Consider the following 22,447-nt stretch of genomic DNA (forward strand, 5'->3'; position numbering starts at 1 on the left):
CGGCGACCGGCGCCGGCTGCCGTGGGCGGATCAGTGACCGTGAGCCGTCAGGTCCTCGACCATCCGCCGGGCGAGCGGGCCGGCGGAGGCCGGGTTCTGGCCGGTGTAGACGGCACGGTCGACGACGATGTGCTCGTCCCAGGGCTTGTCGGCCACCGAGAAGGACGCCCCGTTCTCCTTGAGCCGGTCCTCGGTCAGCCAGGGCGCGCTCCCGGCCAGACCGAACTCGGCTTCCTCGACGTTGCTGAAAGCCGTGACGGCGAACCCCTCGAACAGCCAGCGCCCGTCGTCGGCCCGGGCGGGCAGGAGCGCGGCCGGGCCGTGGCAGACGGCCGCGAGAGGCCTCCCCGCCTCGAACATACCGCGGGCCAGCACGCCGAACGCGGCCGAGTGCGCCAGGTCCTCCATCGGGCCGTGGCCCCCGGGGACGAACGCGCAGTCGAACGCGTCCGGCGCGATCTCCTCAAGTACCAGCGGGGAGGCCAGCTCGGCGGCGAGCCCGTCCAGGTAGCCGGACCACGGCTCGACGAGACCGGCCGGGTCCGGAGTGGGCGGCACGCCTCCCGGAGTCGCGACAGCGGTACGGAAACCCGCCTCGCGGAACGTGCGGTGAGGGACGGCGAGTTCCTCGGGCCAGTATCCGCAGCGGTGCAGGGTGCCGTCGGCGAGGGTCCAGTGCTCTGCCGCGGTGACCACGAACAGGACCGAAGTGGTGCTCACTGGCGGCCTCCGTTCTCCGTCAGCGGTTCCTCGACGTACAGGCCCAGGCTGTTCAGCGTCGGGAAGTCGTCGAAGGAGAAGAGACAGGCGTCGTCCGAGCCGTCATCGTTCGCGTGCTCATGCCACGCCCAGGAGGGTACGCAGAAGATGTCGTTCTGCTGCCAGTCGAAACGGCGGCCGGCCACCACGGAATGGCCGCGCCCCTTGGCCACCTGGTACACGACAGAGCCCGTGTGCCGGTGCGCCAGGGTGGCCTCACCAGGGCGCAGCAGCTGCATGTGGGCGCTCATGGTGGGCAGGACGGGGCCGCCGGTGGACGGGTTGACGTACTCCATGAAGATGCCGTCGTACGGTGACCCGTCGCTGACCTTCGCCAGAGCGTGCAACGCCTCGTAGGTCTTCTCCCAGGGGAACATCAGCAGCGGCGAGTACCGGCTCGCGCGACGGCCGTCGGGTTTCAACATGCCGTGACCGTGCTCGTAGAGGGTGGAGTTGGTGACCGGCCGGGCCGCCTGGCGGCGCTCCGGAAGCAGCTCGAAGAAGTTGGCTCCCAGCGTGTCGACGAGCGGGTCGTTGGTGGCGTCCTGCCAGATCACGGGGTCGGCGTCCGGCTCCGTGCCGCTGCCGTGCTCGTGCCACAGGCGGCTCGGTGTGACGACGAGATCACGCGCGCCGACCTCCAGCCGGTCACCCGCGATGGTGGTCCAGGCGCCGTCACCCTCGATGACGAAACGCATCGCCGACGCGGCGTGCCGGTGCGCGGTCATGGCCTCGCCCCCGTTGAGCATCTGCAACCCCGTGTAGAGGTGCCCCACGGCGGCGCCGCGTTCGGGATGCCCGGGATTGATCAGCGAGACGACACGCAACGCCGCGTCGTCGCTCTTCACGAACGAGGCCGACTCCAGGGCGAACGGCCTCAGTTCGGCGTACTTCCAGTGCATCGGGACGGAGGCGGGCTTCGGCGACCAGGGCCCGGGTTCCACTGTCCACCGGGCCTCGGCGCTGAGCTTCGCCAGCTGTGCGTAGAATTCCTGCCCGGCCGGCTGCTCGGACGTTGTGTTGCGCGCGCCGGACTGCCCGGATACTTCCTCCGGCATGACTCGACTCCTTTCGCTGGGGGTTCGGAGTGACGCACTCGGTGAGCGCAGGGTGAAACTGGGGGCGGGGCGGATCTGCGGTATGGCGGAGTTGCCGCTCCGTTCAAGAACCGGAATTCCGTGAGAAGCACGCACGGAACGGCGATGCCGCGTGCCGGCCCGGAGACGTCACAGGGACAGAAACGCTGCCTATGGCAGGAGGCGTTCCGACTCCAGGAGATTTCTGTGACACGCCTCCGCGGTCTTCTTCAAGAGCTCCCAGAGTCTCTCGACGTCCTCGGGGCGGGTCTGGATGTTTCCGATGGAGATGCGCAGCACATAGCCGGCCGGAATGACCGCGTGGGAGAGGTAGGTCTCTCCGGAGCGGGAGACGGCGTCCCGGATCGACGCGTTGAGCCGGTCGTGGAACTGCCGCCGACTGTCCGTCCCTTCGCCTTGCGGAAATCCGGACGCCGGCTCGTACCGCAGACACACCAGGGGGAGCACCGAAGAGGCGGCAACTGTCCAGTCCGGATGTTCTCTCGCCCGGGCTCGCAGAGTCTCCGCCATGCGAACGGAGCGGGTCAGCCGCGCCGCCAGGCCACTCCGGCCGAACGAGCGAATGATCCACCAGAGTTTGAGCGCACGGAACTGCCGACCGAGCTGGAGGCTGTGGTTCATGTAATCCACGGCCGACTCCTCCGGGTCGGTCCGCAGGTATTCCGGAACGAGCCGGAACGTGTTGGCGAGCGCGTCCTTCCGTTTGCAGTACAGAGCCGTGACTTCCAAGGAGGAGAACAGCACCTTGTGCGGGTTCACCACGACGGAGTCGGCCGACTCCAGCGACGCGATATGCGGCCGGATATCCTCGACGAGTCGCCAGAATCCTCCGTAGGCGGCATCGACGTGCAGCCACAGTCCGTGCCCCCGGCACACCTCGGCGATCTCCTCCACCGGGTCGACCGCTCCGGTGGACGTCGTCCCCACGGTGGCGACGACGGCTACAGGACGACGACCGTGCCGCAGGTCGTCGTGTATCGCGGCGTCCAGTACGGAGGGCTGAAGCCTTTGGTGTTCGTCCGAGGGGAGCCGCACCACGTTGTCCGTACCGACACCGAGCGCGATAGCCGCTTTGTCGACGGAGTTGTGCGCCTGGTCCGAGGCGTAGATCCGCAGCGTGGGCGCGTCCTGCCCGGCCAGGCCGCGCTCCCGGATCCGGAGATCGCCGAGGCTGCTGTCCCGGGCGGCGGTCAGGGCGTACAGGGTGGCCAGTGAGGCGCCGTTGACCAGCACTGCGTCGGCGTCCTGGGGGTAGCCCACCATCTGCGCCATCCAGCAGAGCACGGTGCGCTCCACGGCCGCCGCGGCCGGCGCCGACTTCCAGACGTGGGCGTTGACGTTGAAGGTCGAGATGAGGGCGTCGGCCAGGATCGCCGGGCCGCTCGTACTGGTGGAGAAGTAGGCGTGGAAGGAGGGGTGGTGCCACAGGGTCAGGTACGGGACGACACGCTGCCAGGTGTCCTCCAGGATGTCGTCGAACCCGGTGGGGGAGTCCGGAAGCGGTTCGTCGATGAGGTCCTGTAACTGTCGCGCGTCGATGTCGGGCGCGACGGGGATGTCCCGGATGTTCTCCAGGTGGTTCCTTATGCGAGCCAGCAGCGCCCGACCGTTTTCTTCGAGGTCGTGGGGGTCCCAGTCCCCGTACGAACCCACGGGATCAGACACGGGTTTCCTCCAGGTGAGAAACAAACTCGGGTCCGCGGTAGGTGCCCGAGCGGAGACGACGGGATCCTTCCGTCCGTTTCCGTGCGGGTTTCGCACTTGCCGTCGGGTTTCTCAGTGGTCGTGCTCGACCTCGACCGGGAGTTCCGTGAAGTATTCGATCACACGGGGCTGAGCGCAGTAGTCGACGCAGAACTGACGGAGAAGGGGTTCTTCGGCTTCGGTGATGCGCTCGTGGGACTCCCTGCTTTCCCACGGGTACATCATGACCACTCGGGCGGGGTCCTCCTCGCTCTGCAAGAACCGGCCATGCGCTATCCAGCCGGGATCACTGTGTCCGCCAGGACCGACGATCTCGTCCATTTCCTGCATGATCTTCAGCGCCTGAGTCTCCAGTCCCGCTTTCAGGAACCAGGTTTCGACAACGGTGATCACTATTTCTGTACCTCCTGTTCCAGGGCCTGCCAGGGCACAGGAATGCCCCGGGCAGGATTTCGGGAATTGCGGACCCGCGTTCGCGGCCCGTGTTCTCCCGCATGGCGGAGCTGGGCAGGCCGATTTCGGCAATGCACGGAGCATTGCACGGAGGCACTGCGCCAACAGACAGCTGACGGCCAGTGGCCGGTTTCACGGGGCGGCCACTCAACAACTGATGCGGGGAGGTCAATTGCGCGTTCGAGCACGGTCAGAGCTCGACCATGAATTGACCATAAGAGCCGTGGCACCCCCTGACAAGTGCGCCCCCGGGCACGCCCCGAGCATCGCGCCATACGTCCGGGCGGAAGAGTATGCACGGACGCGCACATTCCCTGGTCGGCGTCGCCCGGCAAGTGCCGGCCCCTCCGCGGCATGACAAGAGAAGAGGGTGAGTGTGATCCTCGTCACACTGCATATCTTGGTTCGGTCCAGAAATTGAATTCTGGAACAAGTCCGAGGCGGGGGTGCCCGTGTGCCTTTCTCGACGCGGTTGGTGTGACCTGTGTGCTGTGGGTGCTGTTTCGGGAGAGGGCCGATTGTCGTGGTCAGAGGTGTTGGTGATGTGCCGGAACGCGGCGGGGTGCGAGGGCTCAACGCGTGGGTGACATGGGCGAGTTGGGGCCGGACGGCACCCCCCGAACCCGCGATCGGCGATCCGGTGGATTCGAGGTGAAGTGCGGTTGGCCTGAGGTGCAGCCCGGTTGGCCTGAGGTGAACGACGAGGCGCACCGACCGGTGACCGGTCGGGGCGGACCCGGTCTACCGGTTCGCGGCTTCGCGAGAGGCGATCCGGTTCGTGCGACCGACCGCGCGGCCCACCGCGTTGCGCACCGCGAGGCCCGGCCGAGTGCGGGGCACCATGAGCCTGGAGAGCAGACCGACGCGTCGCTGCCGCGGGCCGGCCCACCTCGCGGCGGAGCCGCGACTCGTAGGCGGCGAACGCGCGGGCGTGATCACCGGGATGGGCGGCGAGCTCTTCTGCGAGGGCGTACGCGCCCGCCATCGCCATGCTGGACCCGTCGCCCAGCAGGGCCGTCGCCGCCGCGTCCTTGCGATTCCTCGCCCGTGAGCTGACCGCACGTCGTCTTGCGCAAGGGACACGCTGGCGCCGGCCGGCCGCAGGACGGCAGGCGCCGCTCGTGCTGGCTCATCTACGATGCGGCCATACCCACGCCCAACTCGCCGCCGGATTCGGCGTGGGCACTACCACCGCCTACCGGTACATCGCCGAGGCCGTCGACGGTCCTGGCCGCTCTGGCTCCAACCCCCCTCACCGAAGCGGTGAGGACAGCCTCCGGCAAGGCGTTCGTGATCCTGGACGGCACGCTGCTGTCGATCGACCGGATCGCCGCCGACCGACCCTTCTCCTCCGGGGAACACAAGAAGACCGCATGAACGTGCAGGTGATCGCCGACCCGGCGGGACGGTTACTGTGGGCCTCGCCCGCGCTGCCGGGATCCGTCCACGACATTCCAGGCCGCGCGAACCCACGGCATCATCGGTGCCACGGTGCGACGTGTTGACGCCGGGCTCGGGGACACGTGGGACCCAGGCCGGGCGGTCCCGGCCTGGGTCACGTGCGGACGTCAGGTCCGAAACCCCCGCGGAGCTCGCCGCGGGGGTGGGTGTTCAGCAGCTCAGGTTGTCACCCGGGGCCACTCCCAGTACCTGGGTGAACTCCTTGTACTTGTCGATCCGGCTCTGGACCTGGCCGGGGTTCCCGCCGTCGCACTCGATGGTGCCGTTGATCGAGCGGATCGTCTCGCCGAAGCCCGCCCCGTTGACCATGGCGTCGTGCGCGGTCATGGTGCCGGGGCCGGTCTGGGTGTTCCAGTACCACAGGGCGGTCTTCCAGGAGACCGCGGCGTCCCGCTCTACCAGGTACGGGTCGTTGAGCAGGTCGATGCCGAGGGCGTCACCGGCGGCCTTGTAGTTGAAGTTCCAGCTGAGCTGGATGGGGCCGCGGCCGTAGTAGGCGTCCTGTCCTGCGGGGCAGCCGTACGGCTGGTCGGCGTCGCAGTAGTGCGGGTAATTGCTCTGGTCCTGCTCCACGACGTGGACCAGGCCGCCTGTCTCGTGGCCGACGTTGGCCAGGAACGCGGCGGCTTCCTGCTTCTTGACGGTGTCGCTGCCGGTGTTGGCGAACGCCGGGTAGGCGTCCAGCGCTGCCGTGAGGCCGCTGTAGGTGTAGAACGAGTTCCGGCCCGGGAACATCTGGTCGAACTGGGCCTCACTCACCACGAACTCCGCGGCGGTGGCCTTTCGTGACTGCGCCGGGGCTGCCTGGGAAGTTGTGGGCATGACAAACCATAGGGCGCATCCGACCGCCAGAGCGGTCAGCAGCGCCATGATGCGTCGCTTCGACACGGGCGCACTCCTCGCTTGTAGGGGGCGCACGGAACTCAACCGCATTGGTCTGTACCAAGTCAAGAGGTGGTGGGGCGGGAGGCGACGAGGGGGCTCTGCGTCTGTATGTCGGGAGGGGCGCGGCCGGCCGGGCCGGTTATCCGGCACGGCAACGGGCCCGGTCGCTCGGCGACCGGGCCCGTCGTACTGCGGCTGACCGCGTGTCAGTCGCTCTGGGCGTCCGACGGCAGCTTGCGGATCTTCATGTCCTTCGCGTCCTCGGTGCCGAAGCCGTAGTCCAGCAGCTTGGCGGCGTCCTCGTACCGGTCCTTGCTGTTCAGCACGGTGCCGACGAGAGTCTTGCCGTCCCGCTTGCCCGCGAAGACCAGGCACTCGCCCGCCGCGCTGGTCGTGCCGGTCTTGATGCCGACAACGCCCTTGTACGAGCCGAGGAGTTGGTTGGTGTTGGTCCAGGTGTAGTAGCGGGTGCGCCCGTTGGCTGCCGGCGCCTCGCCCTTGTACTCCTTGGTCTTGACGATCTCGCGGAACGTGTCGTTCTGCATGGCGTGCTGGGCGAGCTTCGCCAGATCCTTCGGAGTGCTGGAGTCGCCGCCCGTGCCGTCGAAGGTGTCGAACTTCGTCTTGCCGAGGTTGAGCTTGTGGCCCTTCGCGTTCATGTCGACGACGAACGACTGCACGCGCTGCGCCCTGGTGGCGCCCTGCCCGAAGGTGTCAGCGAGGGCGTAGGCGGCGTCGGCGCCCGACGGCAGCAGGGCTGCGTACAGGAGCTGACGGACGGTGAGCTTGTCACCGGTCTGGAGATCCGCCGTGCTGGCGTGCTGCTCGGCGACGTAGTCGCGGTAGGCCTGCGCAACGGGAACCTTGCGGTCCAGATCGATGTTCTTGTTGTCGAGGATCATGGTTGCGACCATGATCTTCACCGTGCTGGCCATGGCGCGGTCGTCGTTCACGTTCTTGCCGTAGAGCGACTCGCCCTTGTCGTCGATCAGGGACGCGCCCTTGGCCGTGAGCTTGGGCGGTGGCGTGTCGGAGGCGCTCGATATGGTGCCCCAGGCGACGAGCGGGGTGGCCGCGAGAACTGCGCCGCCGGCGACTGCGGCGACCGTCTTGCGTTTGGTCAGGAGTCTTGCCATGGAGAAATACTCCGTCGGACGTGTGGTGGAACTGTGGTCAATTGGACGCGAGCCCGGGCACCCTGTGTCTCGGGTCCGGGCTCGCGACGCCCGACCCGTGGGGCACAGGTGCCCCCGTGATGCTCGTGTCGGACATCCGCGTTGATGACCGGTCCCACGGAAAAGTTCACGGTGACGCGGTAAATTTTTTGCGTGCCCAGGGTCGGGTTCGGCGAGCCCCGTAGGACCTGCGCGGGCCGGACTCTGTGGGCATCGGGGGTCTCCCATGCCATCGTGTCGACCTCGTGAGCGTGCCGAGTGAGAGACGGGAAAACCCGGCCCCGTGACCCCTCCCGCACGTGGGGCAGCACTGAGACTGTTCGGCTACGCCGACGTTGGTGAGCGTCGAGGATCTTCTCGATTCGCTGATCAACCAGTTGTCACAGTAACCGATGATCAACCGTTCAAGGAATTCGGGCCGGGTCGCCCGCGCGGCCGGCCGTGAGCCGTACACCTGGGGGGCGACCTCCAGGCACCCGGGTCCCACCCACGAGGTATTGACGGCGCGACACGCTCTGGATGAGGTTGGGCCTCCCCACAACGTGCCCCCACAGGAGGTCGGTTCATGGCCGACAGCTTCACCGCACAGGACCCCGCGCCCGGCCCGGAAAGGTCCCGGATCACGAAGAGGGCGTCGCGAGCCCGCGGCCGACGGCTCCGCGTGGTCGCCGCGCTCACCGTTGTCGGAGGGCTGACAGGGACGGTCACCTCGTCCGCCTCGTTCGCCGCCGACGACGGCGCCCCTACCTCTCCGAAGCGGCAGGAAGCCGCCTTCACCTCGCCCTTCACGGGGCTTCCCGCCGAGAAGAACCCCGTGCTCGCGGTGAAGATCGACAATCACAAGGACGCGCGTCCGCAGACGGCGCTGGAGGACGCCGACATCGTCGGCGTGGAGAAGGTCGAGGGCGGGCTGGGACGGCTGTTCGCCATCTACTCCAGCCACTACCCCGAGTCCCTGGGCCCGGTGCGCAGCGCGCGTGAGTACAACGTCGAGCAGATGCGCATGTTCCAGCGGCCCGCGCTCGCCTACTCGGGCGCGCGTGCAGGGGTCGTGGACAAGATCAAGGAGTCGCCTCTGTACGGCGTCTCGCACGACGACCACCCCGACGCCTACGAGCGCGGCGGGGACCACGAGCCTCCACACAACCTCTACGGTCACCCCGACAAGCTCCTCGCCAAGGCGCAGGGAGCGAGCGAGGCCGACGACATCGGCTTCCGCTTCGGTGCGGAACCCGGCGGCGGTACGCCCACCGATGGGCGGACGGTCGACTACGGCTCGTCCAGCGTCTCCTTCGACTGGTCGTCCGAGGAGGACCGCTGGCTGGCCTCCTTCGACGGTGAACCGGCCAAGGGCACGTCAGGGAAGCTGCTCGGCGGCAAGACCGTGATCATCCAGAAGACGGACATGCCCCCGGACTCCAGCGGCGAGACGCCGTACATTGAGACCGTGGGAAGTGGTGAGGCGACCGTCCTGCGCGACGGCAAGGCGTTCGAGACCAAGTGGCAGCGCAAGAGCGCGACGGGAGACACCACCTACACGCTCTCGAACGGCAAGCGCATGCCCTTCGACCCCGGGCAGGTCTGGCTCGTCTACCAGGAGCGCTGACACCTCAGCCGGAGCCGCCTCATCACCGCAGCTCTTCGACGGCGGCGGTCCGTCTGCGAGTCCGGTACGCCGCGGCCTTGACGCGGTTGCCGCACTCGTCCATCCCGCACCACGTGCGCCGGGCACCCCGGGAGCGGTCGAGATAGATACGGGTGCAGTCCGCGCGACCACACTCCTTGACGCGGGCGTGGGGATCGGCGAGCAGGGCGATACCGCTTCTGGCTATGTGCGAGAGCGCCGCGACGAGGTCTCCCGAGATGCGCAGCCCCGCGTCGCTGAGCTCGACCGTGGGAAGCGGCCCGGCGGCCGCGGCGTTGACGATCTCGAGGTCTCCCCGGCCGAAGGGCCGCCCCCGTACCCGGTCGAGCGCCAGGCGGTAGAGGGCCTCTCGCAGTGCCAGCGCGGACTCGAAGGCCGCGGAGTCGACGGCGACAAGGTCGGGTAGCTCGTCGCACCGGGCCACCCACCGTTCGAGGTCCGCGGGCGTGGCCAGCGCGTCGATGGGATCGCTGCGACGAGACACCACGGTGCCGGCGAGGTCCAGGGCCGGGTTGCCGCTCACGAACGCGAAATACACGTCACCATCTTGACCGGTGACGAACCTGACGGCAAGCTCGTCACCGGTTGAACCGGTGACGCCGTTACACGCGGGGGGAAGCAGTGGCCGAGTTGTCCGGCATCGAGGTCGTCGTCTTCGACGTCCTCGGAACACTCGTCGACGAACCCGGCGGGCTCCGAGCGGCCCTTCGCGAGGCGGTGCCCGCGGCCGACGACGCGTCGGCCGACGAGCTGCTCATCTTGTGGCAGCGGCATCGCGAACGCGAGGAGCAGCGCATCGGCCAAGGCGACCGCGCGTACGCCAACACCGGCGTCATCGACGCGGAAGCCGCTCAACAGGTGGCCGACCGAGCCGGAATCACCGACCCGGCGGCGATCGCCCGGCTGGCCACGGCTGGCCAGCGCCTGCCTCCCTGGGACGACTCCGTCGCCGGACTCGCGCGGCTCGCGCAGCGGCTCCCCGTCCTCGGACTCTCCAACGCCGGCCACACCGCTCTGCTACGCCTCAACGCACACGCCGGGCTGCGCTGGCACCAGGCCCTGTCCGCCGAAGCCGTCCCGGCCTACAAGCCGTCACCCCAGGTCTACCAACTCGCCGTCGACACCGCCGGCTGCCCACCGGAGCGCGTCCTCATGGTGGCGGCGCACGCGTGGGATCTGCGAGCCGCCCAGAAGAGCGGAATGCGAACCGCCTACGTTCACCGGCCTTCCGGCGACCCACCGAAGCCTTCCGACGCCTTCGACCGACACTTCAACGGACTGGAAGAACTGGCCACAGCGCTGACACGGAGATAGCCGACGCGCCGGGCACGTTTCCGGTCGCCGCCGACCTCACGTCCCCTTCCGGTTCCCGCCGGCGTGTACGGCAGAGTCAGCGCCTTCCACCTGAAGGCCGCCGCCCCGCGGCCGGTAGGGACCTGATTGTCCGGTGTGCGCGTCGAGCAGGACACCGCGGCGGCTCGTTGGGCGGGGCCGTCGCACTGCGGGTCCTCGCCGACGCCGCGGTCCCGGTACTCTGCCTTGCGTCTTGCCGAGGCGACAGGGGAGCGGGCCGAGCTCCTGCCGATCCCCCGGGCTGGCCCATCCGCTCGCCGAGGAACCCGGTATCGAGCCCGCACCACAGCTGCCGTCGGCCCGCGAGGTGGACGCCGGCCTGACCTCATGGTTCCGCCGCAGGCACGCACGCGTTCCGGCAGATCACGCCAGGGAACCCCGGTCATAATCCGCCGGACGGAACGTAGCCCCTCTACCCTGCGAGTGTGTTCAGGACGTCCGCAACCGGGGTGGGGTCCAGAGGGCCGACGTGTGACGCGCCGGGGAAATCGTGCACGTGGAAGCTGTTGCCGGGGGTGGACGCGTCGGCTTCCGCGATCATTCTGTCCTGGAGCGCGGTGGCGATCGTACGGTCCCTGCCGAAGCGCAGGTACGTGCGGGGAATACGTCCCCAGCGGCTCGCCCGGCCGACCGCTCGGCCCGCATAGGCGGCGACGGGCTCGTCGGTCTGCATGCCGGCCAGTATCCGGCGGAAGCCGGCGTCGGGGTAGTCCGCGCAGATCATCTCCTTCAGGAGGGCCAACTCACCGCTGACGCCCGTACGGAAGTTCAGCCGCAATACCCCGAGCCGGTCCGGATCACCCACCGTCAGCTCCACCGGGCTGACGGCGTCCGCGTTCTCGGGTGCCGCCGTGCAGGCGTCCGCCGTGGGCAGGACGCGGCTGGGACAGAAGGCCGCCATGTAGCAGATGTGGTGAAGCAGGTGCGGGACGGCGTCGCCGACACGGCTGACCGACACGCCACCCAGGCTGTGCCCGACCAGCACCACCGGGCCGTTCCGTGCGGCCTGCCGCACGATGCCCGTGACGCGCGCCTCGTAGTCGTCCAGCCCGAGGCCCTTCAGCGGGGAAGGCTCGACCGCCATCGCTGTGAGGTCCTGCCGCTGGTACGACTCCGCCACGAAAGCCTCCGCGCCGTGCCGCGGCTGGTCCACCATGACGACGCGGTGGCCGCGCAGCACCAGCTCCCGCGCGATCGGCATCCAGAACGCGCCGGCGCTGTGGGTACCGTGCACCAGCACGTAAGTTCCGGGCCCGCGACGCGGGTGCGCCGCGGCCGGCGAGGTTCCGAGCCCGGTGGCCAGCGCCGCGCCCCCCACCGCGAGTCCCAGCCCCCGCAGCGCCGTCCGCCGGGTGGCACCTTCTTGTTCCGCGTTCGTGTCATCCCTCATGAACACAACGCTATGGACGGCCCGTTCGGCCCACCAGCGGTCCAGCACCCCCACAGGGGTGGACCCAGAACCACCTTCCGTGCGGCTCGCGGGGCCCGCGCACCGTGGGCGTCACCCCCTTAGCCGGTGACGCCCACACGCACCCGGTGGTCCGCATGGCGAGCGCTCCGGCCGCCGCTTCCGCCGTCGATTGATAGGCAAGTCGTAACTTGCCTATCGTGTGGGGCATGGCGGATGATGTCTTCAAGGCGCTGGCCGACCCCACCCGTCGGCACATCCTTGACGAGCTGACGGAGCGGGACGGCCAGACCCTGTTCGAGATCTGCGCACGGTTGGTGACCAAACACGGTCTCGGGCTGTCCCGCCAGGCGATCAGCCAGCATCTGGCCGTACTGGAATCCGCGGGCCTGGTCCACCCGCGGCGGCAGGGCCGCTACAAGTTCCACGACCTGAACACCGAACCCCTTGAGTGCATCGTCACCCGATGGCTCAGGCCCGATGCACCCGGAGAGCACCCATGAAGATTCACCTCACCAGCGTCTTCGTCGATGGCCAGGAGCAGGCCCTGCGCTTCTACACCGAGGTGCTGGGTTTCGTGACGAAGCACGACGTTCCGATGGGTTCCGACCGGTAGCTGACGGTGGTCTCGCCGGAGGACCCCGACGGGACCGAGCTGCTGCTCGAACCGTCCGGCCACCCCGCGGTCCAGCCGTACAAGTCGGCGCTGGTCCAAGACGGCATCCCCGCCGCGTCCTTCGCCGTGGACGACGTACGAGCGGAGTGCGAGCGGCTGCGCGGGCTCGGCGTGCGCTTCACCCAGGAGCCGCTGGAGAGGGGCGGGGTCACCACGGCGGTCCTGGACGACACCGTCGGCAACCTGGTCCAGATCGTGCACAGCACGTGAGTTCCGCGCGCCCAGCCGTTCACCCGAAGAGGGCCAACGGCACCGCTCCCGACGGCCAGACCTTGCCGAGGCCCCGACACCCCCGGGGGGGCGGAGGCGCGCCGGGGGCCGAGGCCATCGGCACGGTTGCCTGCCACAGCGCCGGCCGAGATCGAGGTGTTAGCCCAGGTCGAGAGCGAAGTCGGTCACATACCAGGCATCGTCGATCTTGGAGGACGTCATCTTGACGTCCAGCTGCCCTGCTTTCACGCCGGACGAGTTGGACAGGATCACCTTGTCGAGAGGCTTTCCGTCGATGGTGACCTTGTCAGCGGGGACCACCGCCTTGCCACCGGTGGCCGGGGTCTTGGCGACCTCCACCTGGGGGTCGCTCGGCGGCGGCTTGGGCGAGAACGACGCGCGGAACCTTCCGAGGTTCTCCCGCATCTTGCGCACCTTGGGGTCGTCGCTGTCGCACCTCGACGGGGAGCCGACCTGAGCGGGTGAGGAGCCGGAGGCCGGCTCCGCCATCACCAGGCAAGCCTTCTTCGGCTGCCCCTTGACGATCGCTGTGACCCACGCGGCGACGGCCCCCTCCGCCGAGGACTGACGGGTGTTCGAGGGAGGCGGCGTCGACGAATCGTCCTTCTTCCCCTCCGTGGGCCGGTCGGCTGACGAACTGTCCGCAGCAGGCTTCTTCTCACCGGAGTCCGAGTCGCTCGAACACCCGGTGACGCCCAGGACCATCGCCGCCAGCGCGGCGCCGGCTATCCAACCGACGGGCCTCTTCCGGTAACTGTCTGCCTTCATCTCGGCAATCCTTTTCCTGTGCGTCATGTGCTTCGTATGCGGCGGTGCGCCCCCGAAGCCTCTTCGGCCGAGACACCACACCGGACATGCAAACGGGCTGAACGACGAAACGGTTTCATGTCCAGGTCATGTCCGCCCGCGCAGGTCCAGCCGTGCGCGGTGCGCCTCTACCCCGCGCCCACGGCTTCATGGGGCGAACCGTCATGTGACCTGAGTCACTCAAGGGTGCTCTTGTCGTCGGCGCATCCGGCGTGTCACGATTTCCGCACGCCTTCCCTGCCCGAAAACAGCCGCGAGGCAGTGGATCGCCCCTCGGCCGCCGGTCTTTGCCGGCGAAGCGAGTGCCTGTGATCCCCAGCAGTCGGCTGCACCGTACGAGCAGTTGAAGTCCCTTCCCCCGAAGGGCAGGCGCAAGTCCCCGCCGACGTTCTCTGTCGGGCCGGGCGTTGCCACGAACGCTTCCTCCCGCTGTCGGGCCGACCAGGGCCCACCAAGCCGGCCCGTCGGTCTGGTGGGCCTACCTGGAGGTCTGCCTGCGTGGAGGCTGTCGGCCTGCCCGCCTCCACACGGCGGGCATGTCAGGACCTCCGACGCGGCCGTCCCTCAGCACCACGTGCCCAAGACGGCGGGCGAAACGCTCTGCGACCAGCGCAATGCCTCCCTGCCCTTCACCAGAGACCCTGAGGAAGTGGATCCCGGATATGCCGAGGTTATGCAAGCCGGCGATGAACGCGCCTGAACACGTGATCACAGTGGAAGAGACGCTGGACTTCGCCGAGAGAGCCCATGCGGGCAAGCCACAGCTTGCACTGGCGCTCCGTCTGATCCGGAACACCGGAGTCAGGAAACGGCACATCGTCCAGCCCATCGAGAAGACGCTCCGCCACCCGGGCTTCGAGGAACGCAACCGCGTCTACGAGGTCGAGTCCAAGAAGCGCACACCCCGGGTCATCGAACAGGCCCTGGCCAACGCCGAGCTGAGGGCCCGGGACGTCGACGCGATCATCTATGTGTCGTGCACGGGCTTCATGATGCCGTCGCTCACCGCATGGCTGATCAACACCCTGGGCTTCCGGTCCGACACCCGCCAGATACCCATCGCCCAACTGGGGTGCGCGGCCGGTGGCGCGGCGATCAACCGCGCGCACGACTTCTGCGCCGCCCACCCGGGCAGCAACGTCCTGGTCGTCTCCTGCGAACTGTGCTCGCTGTGCTACCAGCCGGACGCGGACGACATCGGATCGCTGCTCTCGGACGGCCTGTTCGGCGACGCCGTCGCGGCCGCCGTCGTACGGGGGGAGGGGGGCGTCGGTATCGACCTGGAACGCAACGCCTCCTACCTCATCCCGGGCACCGAGGACTGGATCTCCTACGCGGTCAAGGACACCGGCTTCCACTTCCAGCTGGACCGCCGTGTGCCCGGCACGATGGAACCGCTCGCCCCGGTCCTGCGCGAGATGGCCAAGGACCACAGCTGGGACGTCGGCAAGCTCGACTTCTACCTCATCCACGCCGGTGGGCCGCGCATCCTCGACGACCTCGCGAAGTTCCTCGAAGTCGACCGCGAGGTCTTCCGGCACAGCTGGTCGACCCTGAACGAGTACGGCAACATCGCCAGCGCCGTCGTACTGGAGGCCGGCCGCAGGCTGTTCGAGGAGGACGCTCAGGCGGCCGGCGCGACCGGACTGATCGCGGGCTTCGGCCCCGGCATCACCGCTGAGATGGCGCTCGGCACCTGGGCGGCCGACGGCGTCCCGCAGACCTTCGCCTGACCGCACGCGCGCATACAAGGAAGCGGAGCACATGACCGACCTCATCATCCCGGCCGGAGCCGGGCGCAAGCTCATCACCCCGGCGCAGGAGGTGACCTTCAAGGCCACCGGAGAGATGGGATCCTCCGTGTCGATCTTCGAGGTGATCGTCCCGCCCGGCTTCGACGTCGGGGCGCACGTCCACGAGAACGCGCAGGAGTTCTTCTACGTCCTGGAGGGCGAACTGGACCTGCTGTGCTTCGAGCCGACCGAGCGCACGGCGGACACCTGGCACCACTGGGAGTCCCCGAAGGGCGACCGCGTCGTCCGCGCCGGCGAGGGCAGTTGCATGTTCGTGCCTTCCGGCACCCCGCACGCGTTCCGCAACGCCACCGACAAGCCGACCAAGATGCTCTTCCAGAGCTTCCCCTCGCCGGAGCACGAGACCTACTTCGAGGAGATCGCCGAGATCTGGTCGCGCGGTACGGCGGTGGACCCCGCTGAGGTGGAGGCGATGCGTCAGCGGTACGACGTCAGGCAGATCACGCCGCTGCGCTACGAGCCTCCCTCGGCCGCCGGTGACACCGGCGACGGAAGTGACGCGGAGCGGAGCGGGAGGTGACCGTGATGCAACCGATTCAGCTGGTCCACGCGAGCCTGGGGGAGAGGGAACTCGCGGCCGTCGCCGAGGTCTTCGCCTCCGGCTGGCCGGCCGGGCAGGGGCCGCGGGGCAAGGCCCTGGAGGCCCAGCTGGTGGACAGGTACGCGGTCGGTGACGCCGTCGCGCTGTGCAACGCCGGCGCCGCGCTGCACGTGTCCCTGCTCGCCCTCGGGGTCGAACCGGGTGACGAGGTGATCGTCGCCGACTACGGTTTTCCCGCACCGGCCCACGCCGTCCGCTACCTCGACGCCGTTCCCGTCTGCGCCGACGTGCGCGCCGACACCGGGACCATCGATCCGCGGGCGGTGGCCGACCTGATCACCCCGCGGACCGTCGGCGTGATCGCGGTGGACACCGTCGGTATCCCCGCCGACTACGTGGAACTACAGGCGATAGCCGACCGCCACGGCCTGTTCCTCATCGAGGACGCGGCCTGCGCCGTCGGCGCGACGTATCAGGGACGCGAGGCGGGCGCACTCGCCGAAGTGGGCGTCCTGTCCTTCCACGGGCGCAAGGGCGCCAGCAGCGGCGAGGGCGGCGCGCTCCTGGCCGCCGACCCGAAGATCGGGGCTGATGCGCGGCTGCGCGCGTCCTTCGGTATCGGCAGCATCTTCGACATGGGTGAGGTCGTCGGCCTGCCCATCCCGGAGTTCACCCGCATCGGCCACAACTACAAGCTGTCCGACATCGCCGCGGCCATCCTCCAGGTGCAGCTCGACCGGGTCGGTGAACTGCGCGCGCGCCGGGACGCGGTGGCCGCGCAGTACGCCGAACTGCTGGCCGGCGAGGAGCTGCTGACGGTGCCCTACGTGCCGGAGGACCGCACCCACGCCTGGCAGACGTACATGGTGACGCTGGATCCCACCGTGGACCGCGCGGCCGTGGCGACCGAGCTGCGCGCCAAGGGCATCGGCTGCGGGCACGGCACCTTCGCCACCCACGTGCAGCCCGTCTTCGAGTCGAAGCACAAGTGTCCGGTCTCGGCGGAACTCTTCGAGCGCCACCTCGCCATACCGATGCACGCGGAACTCGGCGCGAGCCAGGTCGAACGGGTCGTGGAGGCGCTGCGCGGCGCGGTCCGCACCCATGCGGTGCCCACCAGGACTCCGGGGAGGACAGCATGACGGACAACCAGCCGGCACCGGACGGCGTACTGCGGCTGATCAACGGTTACTGGGCCACCGGCGTGATCGGCGCCGCGGCCGGCCACTCGCTCTTCACCCACCTGGAGAACGGCGCGGGCACGGCCACGGAACTGGCCGACCGTGCCGGGATCGCCGAGCGCGGCGCGCAGACCCTCCTCGACGGCCTCGTCAGCGTGGGTCTGGTCGAGGTGCACGGGGGCCGGTACCGGAACACGCCCGAGGCGTCCGCCTATCTGGTCGACGGCACACCCACCTCTCTGAGCGGCTTCGCCAAGCTGAAGCTGAAGCACATGAGCGGCCTGACCGCACTGCCTGAGGTGGTCCGTGCCGGGGGGCCGGTGCACGACGCGGTGACCGAGGTGGCCGACAACCCGCACTGGGAGGAGCTCGTCACGGCTCTGGCCGCGCAGTCGGTCCCCACCGCGACGATGGCCGCCGAGGTGCTGGAGGTGGCCTCGGCCGGCCCGCTCTCCGTCCTCGACGTGGGCGGTGGGTCGGGCGTGTACTCGTCCGTCCTGCTGGAAGCCAACCCGGCTGCCCGCTCCACCCAGATCGACTGGGAGCGGATCAACGGGATCGCGCGCCGGCTGCTGGCGGAGCGCGGGGTGGCCGACCGGTTCACCACTGTCGCCGGTGACTTCCACACGACCGACTTCGGCACCGGTGAGTACGACATCGCGCTGTACTCCCACATCGCCCACCAGGAGGGCCCGGAAGACAACGTCGAGGTCTTCGCGCGCCTTCGGGGCGCGCTCAAGCCCGGCGGCGCCCTGGTGGTCTGCGACTACGTCGTCGACGACGACCGCAGCGGTCCCGCTTTCCCGCTGATGTTCGCCGCGGAAATGCTGGTCAAGAGCAACCGTGGCGGCACCTGGCGGCGGTCCGACTACCGCGACTGGCTCCTCAAGGCCGGCTTCAGGGACGTCTCGTTCCACGCGGCGCCGCCCGCCACCCTCGTCATCGCACGGTAAGCGGGGAGCCCACCAGCGACCGCGCCATGGCACCCACCGCGACCGCGCCATGACGCACCACAACCGCCCGTGACGCGCACCACAGCCCATGACGCGCACCGCAGGCGGCCCGGTACCGCACCGCGATCCGGTGACAGCCCCCCATGTCCATCGTCACTGCAAGGGAGACAGTCCGATGAACGGCTCTGTGGCCTATCAATCGATACAGAAGCGCGGTCTTCACATCGGCCTGCTGCCGGCCATGGCCGCGGCTGTCAACGGGACGACACCGCTCACCCTCGACCACGACCTGGACGTTCTTCCCGAGGCGGGCAGGCGTCTGACGGCCTCCAGGCTCGCCGAGCTGGTCGATGACCTGGCGGCCCGCCTGTGGGCCGCCGGTGTGCGGCCCGACGCGCACCTCGTGCTCCACAAGAAGGCCAACGCCGACGTGTGGATGCTGGCCTGCGCCGCGTCCCGGATCGGCGCGGTGCCCGTGCTGCTCTCGCCCAACCTGGACGCGGCGACCGTGGGCGCTCTGCTCGAGAGAATCGAGAAGCCCGACCTGCTCACCGACGGGCACAAGCTGGACGCGCTCGCGGAACTGCCGCTGGCTCAGCTGACCCGGCAGGTGATCGTCGTGGCCGGTGAACGGCCGCAGACCGTCTCGCTGGCCACGCTCGCCGGGTCCCCGCGGGTCAAGCCGGTGGTGCGCCCCCTCGATGAGGCCGCGGTGATCACCCACACCTCCGGCACCACCGGGGTGCCCAAGCTGGTCGTGCACACGCCCCGCACCCAGGGGCTCCGGCTCAAACCGCAGTGGCGGCTGCTCTCCCTCATGCGCAAACGGGAGAACGTCGCGATCCACATCCCCTTCGTGCACTCACGGAACGTCGCGGCGATGGCGCTGGCCCTCCTGAAGGAGATGCCGGTGCTGCTGATGAACGAGTCGGACCCCGGCACGGTCGCCGAGCTGTTCCTCGAGAACCGGCCCGGGCTCGTCGAGGCGCTGCCCAATTCGCTGATGGCGTGGGAGGAGCTGACCGAGGACCCCCGCAAGCCCTTCGCGTCGGTGAAGTACTTCAGCAGCACCTTCGACGCGATCCACCCCAGGACGATGGGCCGGCTGCTCACCTCGTCCGAGCGCCGTGGCGCCCTCTTCTTCCAGATCTACGGGCAGAGCGAGGTCGGACCCGCTGTGGGGCGTGCCTACTTCCGCCACTCCGCGCACAAGGCCAACGGCCGCTGCGTCGGCTGGCAGATGCCGGTGGGCTCCGCGAAGGTGCGCGTCGTCAACCGCGGGGGAAAGCGGCCCACGAAGGAGAGCCCCGGCCACATCCAGGTCTCCTGGCCCGCCCTGGCCAAGACGTACTTCGGCGAGCAGGAGCGCTACGACAGCAACCGCGACGGCGACTGGTGGGCCACCGGAGACGTCGGCTACTTCACCAGGTTCGGCTGCCTGCACATGCTCGACCGCGAGGTCGACATGGTCCCCGGGGTCGCCAGCTCCCTGGAGGTCGAGGACGTGGTGCTCGACAAGCTGACGGAGCTGAGCGAACTGGTCGTGGTCCACGGCCCGGACTCCGAAGCCGTCCCGGTGCTGTGCACCCACGGCGACGAGCCGCTCGACCTGGACCGCTGGCGCGCGGCCGTCGCCGACTTCCCCCAGCTGGCCGACCCGGTGCAGATCCCCGAGGCCGAGCTGCCGCGCACCGGCACCCTCAAGGTACGGCGTCGCTCGCTGGCCGACCGGCTCAAGAACAGGCCCATGGACCAGGCGTGAGCTGCGCGGCCACGTGAGCAACGCAAACAGGAACAGCGACGCACCTTTGGAGTCATGATGCCGGGTACAGCCGATGCCGATGTGGCGAGTGTCTACTCCGCCATCGAGGAGTCAGCGGGGCTGATCGACGTGACCGCTTCACGCGACGTCGTGTGGCCCATTCTGACCGCGTTCGAGGACGAACTCGCCGATGCCGTGATCGCCTTCAGGGTGGCCACCAACGCGCAGCACGAAGGGGATTTCGACGCTCGCTTCACCCTTCCCAAGGAGGTCGATCCGTACGCTGTGGCCCTCTCGAAGGGCCTGCTGGAGGAGACGGACCACCCGATCGGTGAGCTGCTCTCCGACATCCAGCGGCTCTGCCCCATCGACAGCTTCGGCATCGACTTCGGGGTCACCACCGGGTTCAAGAAGATCTGGGTGTACTTCCCCGAAGGCGAGCAGGAGACGTTGGCCCGGCTCACCTCGCTCGCGTCGATGCCGCGGAGCCTGGCAGACAACATCGATTTCTTCACCCGTTACGGCCTGGCCGAGAAGGTGGACGTGATCGGGATCGACTACCGCGGCCGGACGATGAACGCCTACCTCGCGGCGCCCGCCCGGTGTTTCGAGGCGGACACCGTGCTGGAGATGCACCGGGAGCTGGGACTGCCGAGCCCGAGTGAGCAGATGTTCAACTTCTGCGAGAGGTCGTTCGGCCTGTACACCACCCACAACTGGGACTCCTCGGAGATCCAGCGGATGTCCTACGGCGCGAAGACGGAGGACCCCATGGCGTTCTTCGCCCGGCTGGGAACCAAGATCGAGCACTTCGTGAAGAGCGTCCCCTACGGTGTCGACGACCCCAAGATGGTCTATGCCGCCGTCACGTCCACGGGCGAGGAGTACTACAAACTCCAGTCGTACTACCGCTGGCGCTCCGTCAGCCGGCTGAACGCCGCGTACATCGCCGCTCGCGACAAGGAATCCGCGTAACACAACCCGCGGTTTCACGCGGCTGACAGGGGCCCCGCCCGCCGCGGGGCCCCTGTCGTGTGCTGCCCACGCGGCGAGCGCAAGGCGCTCGGAGTCCGAGTCGTCCCGCGGCCGCGCCGTGCCCGCGCGCGGCCTCTGCCGCAGCGGCGCAACAGGTCCCAAGCCGGTTCAAGCCCAGTTTTCCGGAACGCGCGCGCAATTGTGTACGAGAGGTGTGCAATGACGAGTCGGACGCATACGGCAACCTTACGCCCGGAAGACCGGGGCACGATCGACAGCCGGGAAGGACGGGGCGCACACGACAGCCCCGATTTCCAGTTCAGCCGCATGGAGAGCCTTCTGCGGGGACGGCGGCTCCGCCGCCTGACCGTGGACGGCGTCGACGCCGTGTTCGTCAGGGACCCGGTCCTGGTCCGTCGAATACTGGTGAGCGAGAGCAAGAAATTCGGGAAGGGCGAACTCTTCCGGAAGGCCAGAAACCTCAGCAGAGTGGGGATGCTCTCTCAGGACGAGGCCATGCACCGGCACTACCGGCGCCTGGCCAACCCCTACCTGCGGTCGAGTGCGGTCGACGGATATCTGCCTTACATGCGTGACGTCGTGCGTGAGGCCGCGTCCTGTTGGCGCGCCGGCGACGCCGTGGACATCCAGTCGGAGATGTGCCGGGTCGCCTGCGCGATCGCTGTGGGCACACTCATCCCGGGAATGGCGCCCGAGACGACGAAGGCGCTGAGCGAGCGTCTCACCCGGCTGGCCTGGGAGATGATCAGGAAGCCGCTGTACGGGAAAGCGGCAGCGGCCCGGGCCGCGCGGCCGGGTGCGAACCGGCAGCTGTCCCGCGCCCGCCAGGAGTTCCGGGAGCTGCTCGCGGCCTGCGTCGCCGGCCTCCCCGACTCTCCCGACCCCGCCGGCGGCTACCTCTCGGCGCTCCTGGCGGACTCCGACGAGCAGGGCAACCGCCTTCTCACGGCGGAGGAGGTGTGTGACGAGGCGGTCATGATGCTGACCTCCGCCACGGTCACCACTGCATCCGTCATGTCGTGGGCCCTGCACGTGCTCTCCAGGGACCCGTTGGCCGAGGAAAGACTCCTCAAGGACCTGGTGCAGCGGCGCAGCGGCGGTACGGACGGCGGCCATGGCGCGCCGTCCTACACCCTGAGGTTCCTGATGGAGGTCCTGCGGCTCTACCCACCGGTATGGATCTCGTGCCGGAAGGCCCTGTCCGACGTGACGCTCGGCGACCACGACCTGCCCGCGGGCACGAACGTGGTGTTCAGCTCCTATCTGATGCACCGGGACCCCGTGAGCTATCCGGACCCGCACCGGTTCGACCCCGACCGGTGGCTCTCGATCCACCCCAGCAACGTCGAAGCCTCCTTCATCCCCTTCGGTATCGGATCGAAGGGATGCATCGGGGAGTTGTTCGCCTGGCAGGAGCTCGAGATCATCCTCGACGTGGTGACGCAGGAGTGGAAGCTGGGCACCGAACCCGGCCGTCAGGTGCGCACCGCGCCGGAGACCACACTGCATCCCCGGCGCCTTCTCCTGATCCCCCAGCCGCGGTGAG

General features: G+C 68.8%; 19 protein-coding genes and 2 pseudogenes. 12 read left to right on the forward strand and 9 right to left on the reverse strand.

Annotated elements, in window-relative coordinates; translation table 11 throughout:
• Positions 1-30: 30 nt before the first annotated feature.
• The 4 genes from DQ392_RS16805 to DQ392_RS16820 form a co-directional block, all read right to left on the reverse strand.
• A complete protein-coding gene (locus tag DQ392_RS16805; protein ID WP_114016438.1) occupies positions 31-720 on the reverse strand; it encodes a type 1 glutamine amidotransferase domain-containing protein in 690 nt (229 codons plus the stop codon).
• Positions 717-1,817 carry a cupin domain-containing protein gene (locus DQ392_RS16810; protein WP_114016439.1) on the reverse strand — a complete coding sequence of 367 codons (1,101 nt, stop codon included), beginning with the start codon at positions 1,815-1,817 and terminating at the stop codon, positions 717-719. The genes DQ392_RS16805 and DQ392_RS16810 overlap by 4 nt, the downstream gene beginning before the upstream one ends.
• 189 nt (positions 1,818-2,006) lie before the next feature.
• Entirely contained in the window at positions 2,007-3,521 is a 1,515-nt protein-coding gene (locus DQ392_RS16815; protein ID WP_181856457.1) for a pyridoxal phosphate-dependent decarboxylase family protein, read from the reverse strand.
• 111 nt (positions 3,522-3,632) lie between these two features.
• Positions 3,633-3,953: an antibiotic biosynthesis monooxygenase family protein gene (locus DQ392_RS16820; protein WP_114016441.1), complete on the reverse strand. Its 321-nt coding sequence runs from the start codon at positions 3,951-3,953 to the stop codon at positions 3,633-3,635.
• Positions 3,954-5,002: 1,049 nt separating this feature from the next.
• Here DQ392_RS16820 and DQ392_RS16830 point away from each other — a divergent pair.
• Positions 5,003-5,505, forward strand: a pseudogene (locus tag DQ392_RS16830) (transposase family protein); the annotation flags it as partial.
• Positions 5,506-5,624: 119 nt separating this feature from the next.
• On the opposite strand, the gene DQ392_RS16835 reads toward DQ392_RS16830, so the two are convergent.
• A complete protein-coding gene (locus tag DQ392_RS16835; RefSeq protein ID WP_245981567.1) occupies positions 5,625-6,296 on the reverse strand; it encodes a chitinase in 672 nt (223 codons plus the stop codon).
• Positions 6,297-6,565: 269 nt separating this feature from the next.
• Positions 6,566-7,495, reverse strand: a complete 930-nt coding sequence (locus tag DQ392_RS16840) for a D-alanyl-D-alanine carboxypeptidase family protein (protein ID WP_114016442.1) — start codon at positions 7,493-7,495, stop codon at positions 6,566-6,568.
• A 604-nt stretch (positions 7,496-8,099) separates the two neighbouring features.
• Here DQ392_RS16840 and DQ392_RS16845 point away from each other — a divergent pair.
• The gene (locus tag DQ392_RS16845; RefSeq protein ID WP_114016443.1) at positions 8,100-9,140 is read left to right on the forward strand and encodes a DUF3048 domain-containing protein; all 1,041 of its coding nucleotides are present in this window, start codon (positions 8,100-8,102) and stop codon (positions 9,138-9,140) included.
• A 22-nt stretch (positions 9,141-9,162) separates the two neighbouring features.
• Here DQ392_RS16845 and DQ392_RS16850 read toward each other — a convergent pair whose 3' ends face one another.
• Entirely contained in the window at positions 9,163-9,717 is a 555-nt protein-coding gene (locus DQ392_RS16850) for a CGNR zinc finger domain-containing protein (protein ID WP_114016444.1), read from the reverse strand.
• Between the two features lie 83 nt (positions 9,718-9,800).
• Here DQ392_RS16850 and DQ392_RS16855 point away from each other — a divergent pair, with 83 nt between their 5' ends.
• Complete coding sequence (locus DQ392_RS16855; RefSeq protein ID WP_114016445.1) at positions 9,801-10,493, forward strand: haloacid dehalogenase type II; 693 nt, start codon at positions 9,801-9,803, stop codon at positions 10,491-10,493.
• Positions 10,494-10,944: 451 nt separating this feature from the next.
• Here DQ392_RS16855 and DQ392_RS16865 read toward each other — a convergent pair whose 3' ends face one another.
• Positions 10,945-11,928, reverse strand: a complete 984-nt coding sequence (locus DQ392_RS16865; protein ID WP_114016597.1) for an alpha/beta hydrolase — start codon at positions 11,926-11,928, stop codon at positions 10,945-10,947.
• Between the two features lie 221 nt (positions 11,929-12,149).
• Between DQ392_RS16865 and DQ392_RS16870 the strand changes: the two genes are divergently transcribed.
• Positions 12,150-12,443 carry an ArsR/SmtB family transcription factor gene (locus DQ392_RS16870; RefSeq protein WP_114016446.1) on the forward strand — a complete coding sequence of 98 codons (294 nt, stop codon included), beginning with the start codon at positions 12,150-12,152 and terminating at the stop codon, positions 12,441-12,443.
• Positions 12,440-12,826 (forward strand): annotated as a pseudogene (locus tag DQ392_RS16875) (VOC family protein). The gene DQ392_RS16870 and the pseudogene DQ392_RS16875 overlap by 4 nt, the downstream one beginning before the upstream one ends.
• Before the next feature lie 159 nt (positions 12,827-12,985).
• On the opposite strand, the gene DQ392_RS16880 reads toward DQ392_RS16875, so the two are convergent.
• Positions 12,986-13,615 (reverse strand): hypothetical protein, encoded by a 630-nt coding sequence (locus DQ392_RS16880; protein WP_114016447.1) that lies wholly within the window; start codon positions 13,613-13,615, stop codon positions 12,986-12,988.
• Positions 13,616-14,316: 701 nt separating this feature from the next.
• Here DQ392_RS16880 and DQ392_RS16885 point away from each other — a divergent pair.
• From DQ392_RS16885 to DQ392_RS16915, 7 genes are all read left to right on the forward strand, one after another.
• Positions 14,317-15,387, forward strand: coding sequence for a type III polyketide synthase (locus DQ392_RS16885; protein WP_181856458.1), 1,071 nt, complete (start codon positions 14,317-14,319; stop codon positions 15,385-15,387).
• Between the two features lie 31 nt (positions 15,388-15,418).
• Positions 15,419-15,988: a cupin domain-containing protein gene (locus tag DQ392_RS16890; RefSeq protein ID WP_114016448.1), complete on the forward strand. Its 570-nt coding sequence runs from the start codon at positions 15,419-15,421 to the stop codon at positions 15,986-15,988.
• A 5-nt stretch (positions 15,989-15,993) separates the two neighbouring features.
• On the forward strand, positions 15,994-17,151 hold the full coding sequence (locus DQ392_RS16895) for a DegT/DnrJ/EryC1/StrS family aminotransferase (protein WP_114016599.1): 1,158 nt from the start codon (positions 15,994-15,996) through the stop codon (positions 17,149-17,151).
• A complete protein-coding gene (locus DQ392_RS16900; RefSeq protein ID WP_114016449.1) occupies positions 17,148-18,143 on the forward strand; it encodes a class I SAM-dependent methyltransferase in 996 nt (331 codons plus the stop codon). Before DQ392_RS16895 ends, DQ392_RS16900 begins: the two co-directional genes overlap by 4 nt.
• A 175-nt stretch (positions 18,144-18,318) precedes the next feature.
• Positions 18,319-19,905 (forward strand): class I adenylate-forming enzyme family protein, encoded by a 1,587-nt coding sequence (locus DQ392_RS16905; protein ID WP_114016450.1) that lies wholly within the window; start codon positions 18,319-18,321, stop codon positions 19,903-19,905.
• A 54-nt stretch (positions 19,906-19,959) separates the two neighbouring features.
• On the forward strand, positions 19,960-20,880 hold the full coding sequence (locus DQ392_RS16910; RefSeq protein ID WP_245981570.1) for an aromatic prenyltransferase: 921 nt from the start codon (positions 19,960-19,962) through the stop codon (positions 20,878-20,880).
• 327 nt (positions 20,881-21,207) lie between these two features.
• The gene (locus tag DQ392_RS16915) at positions 21,208-22,446 is read left to right on the forward strand and encodes a cytochrome P450 (protein ID WP_181856459.1); all 1,239 of its coding nucleotides are present in this window, start codon (positions 21,208-21,210) and stop codon (positions 22,444-22,446) included.
• Position 22,447: the final 1 nt, after the last annotated feature.

Origin of the sequence: Streptomyces reniochalinae (assembly GCF_003323735.1) — a bacterium.
In the GTDB taxonomy this organism is placed as follows: Bacteria; Actinomycetota; Actinomycetes; order Streptomycetales; family Streptomycetaceae; genus Streptomyces; species Streptomyces reniochalinae.

Excerpts from the sequence above, each read along its gene's own strand:
- DQ392_RS16880 (WP_114016447.1), bottom strand. The coding sequence starts at position 13,615 with ATGAAGGCAGACAGTTACCGGAAGAGGCCCGTCGGTTGGATAGCCGGC.
- DQ392_RS16810 (WP_114016439.1), bottom strand. The coding sequence starts at position 1,817 with ATGCCGGAGGAAGTATCCGGGCAGTCCGGCGCGCGCAACACAACGTCC.
- DQ392_RS16905 (WP_114016450.1), top strand. The coding sequence starts at position 18,319 with ATGAACGGCTCTGTGGCCTATCAATCGATACAGAAGCGCGGTCTTCAC.
- DQ392_RS16910 (WP_245981570.1), top strand. The coding sequence starts at position 19,960 with ATGATGCCGGGTACAGCCGATGCCGATGTGGCGAGTGTCTACTCCGCC.
- DQ392_RS16915 (WP_181856459.1), top strand. The coding sequence starts at position 21,208 with ATGGAGAGCCTTCTGCGGGGACGGCGGCTCCGCCGCCTGACCGTGGAC.
- DQ392_RS16840 (WP_114016442.1), bottom strand. The coding sequence starts at position 7,495 with ATGGCAAGACTCCTGACCAAACGCAAGACGGTCGCCGCAGTCGCCGGC.
- DQ392_RS16900 (WP_114016449.1), top strand. The coding sequence starts at position 17,148 with ATGACGGACAACCAGCCGGCACCGGACGGCGTACTGCGGCTGATCAAC.
- DQ392_RS16870 (WP_114016446.1), top strand. The coding sequence starts at position 12,150 with ATGGCGGATGATGTCTTCAAGGCGCTGGCCGACCCCACCCGTCGGCAC.
- DQ392_RS16835 (WP_245981567.1), bottom strand. The coding sequence starts at position 6,296 with ATGCCCACAACTTCCCAGGCAGCCCCGGCGCAGTCACGAAAGGCCACC.
- DQ392_RS16885 (WP_181856458.1), top strand. The coding sequence starts at position 14,317 with ATGCCGAGGTTATGCAAGCCGGCGATGAACGCGCCTGAACACGTGATC.
- DQ392_RS16890 (WP_114016448.1), top strand. The coding sequence starts at position 15,419 with ATGACCGACCTCATCATCCCGGCCGGAGCCGGGCGCAAGCTCATCACC.
- DQ392_RS16895 (WP_114016599.1), top strand. The coding sequence starts at position 15,994 with ATGCAACCGATTCAGCTGGTCCACGCGAGCCTGGGGGAGAGGGAACTC.
- DQ392_RS16845 (WP_114016443.1), top strand. The coding sequence starts at position 8,100 with ATGGCCGACAGCTTCACCGCACAGGACCCCGCGCCCGGCCCGGAAAGG.